Annotated in this window: 5 protein-coding genes and 2 pseudogenes; all 7 read right to left on the bottom strand. The window is 56.7% G+C overall.

The features are described from left to right. Positions 1-134 precede the first annotated feature (134 nt). The gene (locus D3227_RS39515; protein ID WP_245452150.1) at positions 135-473 is read right to left on the bottom strand and encodes a hypothetical protein; all 339 of its coding nucleotides are present in this window, start codon (positions 471-473) and stop codon (positions 135-137) included. A 382-nt stretch (positions 474-855) separates the two neighbouring features. Beyond that, the gene (locus D3227_RS39510; RefSeq protein WP_208646606.1) at positions 856-1,875 is read right to left on the bottom strand and encodes a phosphotriesterase family protein; all 1,020 of its coding nucleotides are present in this window, start codon (positions 1,873-1,875) and stop codon (positions 856-858) included. Positions 1,876-2,099: 224 nt separating this feature from the next. Beyond that, positions 2,100-2,822 (bottom strand): aspartate/glutamate racemase family protein, encoded by a 723-nt coding sequence (locus D3227_RS42100; protein ID WP_167481068.1) that lies wholly within the window; start codon positions 2,820-2,822, stop codon positions 2,100-2,102. A 230-nt stretch (positions 2,823-3,052) separates the two neighbouring features. Beyond that, positions 3,053-4,387 carry an aspartate aminotransferase family protein gene (locus D3227_RS39500; RefSeq protein ID WP_120019371.1) on the bottom strand — a complete coding sequence of 445 codons (1,335 nt, stop codon included), beginning with the start codon at positions 4,385-4,387 and terminating at the stop codon, positions 3,053-3,055. Between the two features lie 569 nt (positions 4,388-4,956). Further along, positions 4,957-5,144 (bottom strand): annotated as a pseudogene (locus tag D3227_RS39495) (IS66 family transposase); the annotation flags it as partial. Between the two features lie 90 nt (positions 5,145-5,234). Next, on the bottom strand, positions 5,235-6,260 hold the full coding sequence (locus tag D3227_RS39490) for an NAD(P)-dependent oxidoreductase (RefSeq protein ID WP_120019370.1): 1,026 nt from the start codon (positions 6,258-6,260) through the stop codon (positions 5,235-5,237). A 60-nt stretch (positions 6,261-6,320) separates the two neighbouring features. Then, a pseudogene (locus D3227_RS39485) lies at positions 6,321-6,445 on the bottom strand (aminopeptidase P family N-terminal domain-containing protein); the annotation flags it as partial.

The raw sequence follows: 6,445 nt of genomic DNA, 5'->3' as shown, positions 1-6,445 counted from the left end.
GACGCTGATATCGACGATCTGCTGCCCTTCAACTTCGCCAAAGCCGCCGCAGCCTGACCCGACGCGTCCGTCTGAAAGCGATCAGTTGTTGCAAGGGCCGTCAACGTGCGGGGAAATGAGCGCTTACGTTCTTCCTACAGTCCGAAGCCCAGCCTCCCGCGCGCGACGAAAAAAATAGCTTTCAACATCGGAGCGGTGGCCTTTGAATAGCCGGCTTCCATTTTCCTGGAGGCGGCCAGCTTCGGTGGCGCCGAAATCCTTGCGGAGGAATGGCACTCCACGGAAGGGCCTGCGTCCGCGCCGACAACGGTCTCAGCGTCTTCATAGAATTCGATGACGGCGTTGATGTGTGGATTGACCTCGTCGTGGGCTTGGCGGGCTAACCGCGCCAATTCCATAGCAGTCACTTCGCCGGTTTCCACCAGAGAGGCCAAACTGGTGGCATCGTACTCTACGTATTCGGTTAGCCTCATTGCAGCTATCCTTCCTCCCTACGCCTAGGGCCGGCGCCAGCACGCAAGGATGATTACGATTGCCGACCAAGGCTGTATCCATCGGAAACAGCAGTCGTTTTCATTGGCAGTGCGACGCCACGTTGCAGCTTACCGACACCCACAATCGATTTAGCGGTGAGCCGTTGTCAAATATTGTTTCGCGACTTGCTTCATCTGAAATTTAGATTGCAGGGGATCCCAAAAGGATCAAGCCCAACGTGGCGCCATGCGGGACTGGCCGCCAAAGGCAAGCGCCCGTGCGGCTTCGCACGTGACCCGTTCAACAAAGGAGTTCCGACCCACACGCTCAACTGCACCCGCTTCCTGCTCTCCCTGACGAGCACCGGCAGCCGGAGCGTCTTCAGACGAAGGTCAGCAGCCGGCGCGGATTATCGATCATGATCGCGTTAATCTCGTCCCCCGAGTAGCCGCGCTTACTCATATGGGGAAGGACCTTCTGCTGAATGTGGGTATAGCCGTGCCCACCGAACTCAGCCAACCTTATTGCATTGCAGATGTCGTGACTAATCACGATCTGCCCAAGATGCCCGCGATCAATCAAACGCCTGATCGTCTGGATGCGCATACCGTCGTTCGGCATGTCAATGTCCGCGAGCGCGTAATAGGTGTTCTCCAGGCCGAACAGATCCCATTCCAGCACCACGCCGGAGTCCGCCAGGCGGAATAAGCGATCGTCGTCGAAAATTGTTCTGTCGATATGGTCGATGATCGTGCGCGAAAGATCGGCCCCATGTTCCTTTAGGAACTCGACGAGCATCCACGGGTGGTCCTCATGGCGGGCCGGGTGGATAGTCAGGGCCGCACCCGTTTCTTGCTGGGCGATGACGGCGGCCGCCAGCACACGCTTCTCGAGATCGGTCCACGGCCACTGGCAGCCTATCTCGCCAACAATTCCGGCCCGTACCTGGGTTCGCCAAGCGCCCAGTTGAACCTGATCAATCATCTCCTGGGCAAAGCTCTCAATAGTTCGATTGTGATTATCCGGGTCCTGGCAGTCCTCGACGTAGTGACCGCAGCCCATCACAATGTGGGCGCCGCTCTCGCTCGACACTTCCATCAGACCCTCGGGGTCAGGGCCGATACCGCCGATCGTTAGCTCGACGATTGTCCGCCCACCTGCCTCTACCATGCGCGCGGTCTCGCGAGCAGCCACCCCGCGATCCCTCTGCCTAATGTCGCGCGGATCGGCGGTGCCACCCATCAATAGTTTCCAGTAATCGCGCGGGTCCGGACCGCCGGTGGTCGACGCATCCTGTCGACCTGGCTGTATGAAGTCCCAGAAGAGATGCTCGTGCATCAGCGTCTGGCCTAGAGTCGCCGGGTCGACCAGACCCAGCACCGTCTGGGCCTTACCCCTCATCTCATTTCTGCTTAGACGCATGTTCATCTCCCACTGACCGGTTCTCAGGAAATCCGAATGCACGGAATCCAATCATGTTCGGTTTTCGCGAGTTCATCCGCAAAGGTAGTTTGTGTAAAATGCAGTTTTCAGATTGCTGGCATCTGGCCTCACGATGGCCGTACTGTCCGGACAACGCACAGCCGTGCTTGGAAACGGTTACCTTGTAGATTAACAGACATTATTCACGACAAAGCGGGCCCCCCGATAGCCGCAAGGGTGAGCCGGCAAAGGTCGGTAATGTCGTAGATAGGTAACCCTGTCTTGCGGCGAAGGCGATCTGCCACGCATTGGAACCCTGTACATTCGAAGAGTAGGATTCCTATCTCAGGATAATTGGCACGGAGCTCTTCAACACATGCGGCGACCTCCTGCTCGATTTGATCAACGCTGGTTCGGACGAATGGACGTGCCAACGCATTGCGTACATATTCGCCTTTTTCTATCCCGCCGACGACTACTCTTGCTCGATCAGCCGCATTCGCGATGCCAAACAGGTCTTCACTGCAGTGTCTTGAATCAGCGGTTATGACCGCAAGCTTCTGAGCAGGTGCTATCTGCCGAAGTAACGTTGGAATAAGGATGAGGCTTGACATCGCTACCGGCACATTGACTGCTGCGGAGACCGCCGCCTGATGTCGGATGAAAAATCCACAATCAGCCGATATCATCCCGGCGCCTCGTTCGACCAATCGCCGAGCAGCTGTCACACAAGCACCTTCGAGTGGCCGGTCACCGCGAATAACGGTTTCCGCCAACGCACCTTCTACCATTTCCGTAATGATAGCTCGGCCAAAGGTCGCCGGATCCACAAGGGAACCTGTCCGCGGAACACGGCACGGGCTATCGGGCAAAAGACCTTCATCAAGCTCAAGAATTCCAAGACTTGGGCTGCCTTGCAAGGCCATGGATGCGCCTCCTTTGACATACGCAACTGGGCAGATCTCAGACCCGGTGAACACATGGTGCCATCCCGGTCAGTAGATTCGGGTTCCAAAAGAATTTGCGTTTCTGCCCGCGCTTCTTTGAAGCCTGCGACGCAGTCTTTTCAGATACACTGCCACTCTACATTCGAGAAAGTAGTCCATCGCTATTCCATTTGAATCCTCGCGGCCACTTGACGTATACACTCTCTTGATCACGCAACACCAGGGGCGATCGCAGCGTCCACAGCATCGCCCAGACGCTCCACAATATTGTCGATCTGTCCGGCGCTGACGATGAACGGAGGCGCGAGCAGGATGTGGTCACCTTGCACGCCATCGATCGTGCCACCCATCGGGTAGACCATCAGCCCGCGTGCCATCGCTTCTCGTTTCACGGCGGCATGGACTTTCCGGGCGGGGGCGAATGGCGACTTCTCCCCGCGATCGGCGACGATTTCTATCCCACGGAAGAGGCCGCGCCCGCGGATGTCACCGACATGGTAATGCTTGTGGAAGCGCTCTCGAAGCCGACAGTTGAGCAGTTCGCCCAACTTCACGACGTTCTCGAGAAGTCCCTGCTCTCGGATGACGTCCTGCACTGCTAAGGCGGCAGCCGCGGCCAACGGGTGCCCCATATAGGTATGGCCATGCTGGAAAAAGCCCGAGCCGGTCGCAAAGGCGTCGTAGATGTGGCGCCCCATAAGCACTGCGCCGACCGGCTGGTAGCCGCCACCCAACCCTTTCGCGATCGCGACCAAATCAGGCACGATGCCCTCCTGTTCGTATGCATGCAGCGTTCCGGTGCGCCCCATGCCGCACATCACCTCGTCAAGGATCAGGAGAACGCCGAAGCGGTCGCAGATCTCGCGGATCCTCTTGAAATAGCCAGCTACAGCTGGCACCGCGCCTGCCGTCGCGCCAACGACCGTTTCCGCAACGAATGCGATCACTTCACCTGGTCCGAGCTCGAGGATTTTCGCCTCCAGCTCGTTGGCGACGCGCTCCCCGTACCCATACTCGCTCTCGCCGGCCGAGCGACCGCGATATGCGTAGCACGGCGCTATATGATGGGTTTCAATAAGCAGCGGCCTGAACTGGGCCCGGCGCCACTCATTGCCACCGGCTGCCAACACGCCAAGCGTATTGCCATGGTAGCTTTGACGGCGTGCTATGATGTGCCTACGTGCGATCTCCCCTTTCTCGACGAAGTACTGGCGCGCCATTTTCAACGCTGCCTCCATCGCTTGCGAGCCTCCGGTGACCAAATAGACGTAGTCAATACCATCTGGCGAATCCGCAATGAGGCGATCCGCCAGACGCTCGGCTATTTCGGTGGTAAAGAAACCAGTATGGGCGTAGGCGAGTTTGTCGAGCTGAGCGTGCAACGCCGCCAGCACCTCCGGATGACCATGACCCAGGCATGATACGGCGGCGCCACATGATGCGTCGATATAAGCCTTGCCATCGGCATCGAACAGCTCGATCCCACGACCGCCAACAGCCACCGGCAGCTCGGCGTGGATCGAGCGATGCAAAATCTTGCTCATGAGTCTCGTGCGTGCGTTCAATGTTTGACGGGCTTGCTCACCTGCACGATCAGTAGGAGACGTGCTCAAACCCTGCTATCCCGTCGGGGATACTAAGCAAACTCGATTCCTTTTGCAACATCTGTTTCAATTTCCTTCGGATGTACCGCGCGGATCTCTCTTCACGAGGACGGGGGCGAATTCGGCTTTGCCGCCCGAGTGCCAGCAAATGGCGGAGCGGATATCGACCGATATGCTCACGCAGCACTTGCCGAAGGTGCGGCATTTCACTTTGTATTTCTCGCCGACCACCAAGGTATGATAACTGATCGCGCAGCCATGCCTCGTTTAAGCCGCAACTATGGGTTCGAGCCAATTTTTGCTGTTGTCGGCGCTTTCAGCGAGAACACGGGACATCGGTCTTATTGCGACAGCGTCGACGACGTATTTCCAACCCTTTCAGGCGCGATGGTTGCTCGCCGCATGTCGCCTTCGAATCCTCCCCGTACGCCAGGCGTAGGGCCGAAGGATACTGCCCTCCAGCCAAGCGCGGGGCCGTGCCTGAATGACGATCGCTTTTTGCATGTTGATCCTTCGCATTTGAAGCGATGGCTCTGGCGGTTCAACGGAGGTTCTGGCCGAACTTGTCGACCAGGATCGTCGCCAGAAGCTGCGGCTCGATGAAGCCGCGCGGCGTCGCATGGCACGGCGCCATCGGCAGCCTGATCGTCTCGCAGTCGCGGCAGTTGACCCTCTCGCGCACCGTTTCGATCACCTTTCAGTTGCGCCGTGTATACCAGGCGTTTTCCCAAGCAAATGCGCGTAGCCTAATGATTAAGCGCGCCGCGCACGTGCCACGCTCGCGAGATTAGTAACCCAAGCTGAGATCAATTTCACGAGTGAGGGGCTTCCCAGCCGCAAACTCCGCCAAGTTCTGAACGCCCCACTCAATATACCGTTCCAGGACGTCATCAGCATCGTGAGATTGGTCAAAGGAGCCGATGACATTCGGAAGTCTATGAATTTGCAGGCGTGGGTCCTGGCTCCTCGGAAAGGTTCGCCCGTACTTATATTCGGGCCAAACATCTGCTGCATAGCCACGCAAACGGCCGCCTGTAAGTGCCTCATATAGAGGCTTCTCTTGAACCAAATTCCCGCGGGCGACGTTAACCAGGAAAGCAGATGGCTTCATAGCAGCTAGCTCAGCCTTTCCAAAGAATTGAAAAGTCTCGCCTGTATTGGGGGTAGCCAGAACGATATAGTCACATTCACCGAGCACCGAATGTAACTCATTCATTCCATGCATTGAATCTACCCATTCTAATGGGATATCTTTATTTCGGCGCACCCCGAGAACGCGCATGTCGAATGCCTTCGCGCGTTTGGCAATGCGACTTCCAATGTTTCCAACACCAATCACTCCGACAGTTCGACCATCCAACATGGCCGATCGATGCTCCTCGGCAAATAGAGGAAAGAGTTTTTGCCTATTTCGTGATGCCTGATCCTTCAGTAGGGTCCTCTTCGCTAGGGCAAGCATGAACATCATCGCCTGCTCCGCAACCGCAATGGCATTTGCCCCGCGAATATTCGTAACCTTGATACCGCGCTGTTTCGCCAGCGAGAGGAACCCGATTTCAGCTAGATCGTCGACTCCAGAGTGTAGCCACGACAGTATCTTGACGTTGCCGGCAATTTCCGGAATGCCCACAGGAATGGTCCATCCGATTAAAGCATCGGTATCGACCACGTGACGCTCTATATCTGAGTATGTACACTCAAAGCGAGAAAAATACTCTCCTCTTGGCGCTACCACTTCTGCGTCGCTTGGCAGAGCCCGTTTTATGTAGTTAACCTCATCTTCCGTGGCATGCCACAAGCAAAGAACCTTCATGCTCTTCAATCCTTTTGGCTAAAACTTTCCAGTGCTTCCGGTGCGCCTGGGCGCTTGCGATACAACTACGCATTGGGGCACATAGAAGGCGTTACCGTCGTAGCCGGTAAGCCAGGCCATATTGGCGGGGTCCGTAACGATCAGTAAATCGATGCCCGCCTTCTCCATTGCATTCCGCGCTTTTT

Origin of the sequence: Mesorhizobium waimense (assembly GCF_003601975.1) — a bacterium.
GTDB classification, from domain to species: Bacteria; Pseudomonadota; Alphaproteobacteria; order Rhizobiales; family Rhizobiaceae; genus Mesorhizobium; species Mesorhizobium waimense.
This window is presented reverse-complemented; position numbering and strand designations above follow the sequence as displayed.

Coding starts and splice junctions, on each gene's coding strand:
- D3227_RS39515 (WP_245452150.1), bottom strand. CDS start 473: ATGAGGCTAACCGAATACGTAGAGTACGATGCCACCAGTTTGGCCTCT.
- D3227_RS39500 (WP_120019371.1), bottom strand. CDS start 4,387: ATGAGCAAGATTTTGCATCGCTCGATCCACGCCGAGCTGCCGGTGGCT.
- D3227_RS39490 (WP_120019370.1), bottom strand. CDS start 6,260: ATGAAGGTTCTTTGCTTGTGGCATGCCACGGAAGATGAGGTTAACTAC.
- D3227_RS39510 (WP_208646606.1), bottom strand. CDS start 1,875: ATGAGGGGTAAGGCCCAGACGGTGCTGGGTCTGGTCGACCCGGCGACT.
- D3227_RS42100 (WP_167481068.1), bottom strand. CDS start 2,822: ATGGCCTTGCAAGGCAGCCCAAGTCTTGGAATTCTTGAGCTTGATGAA.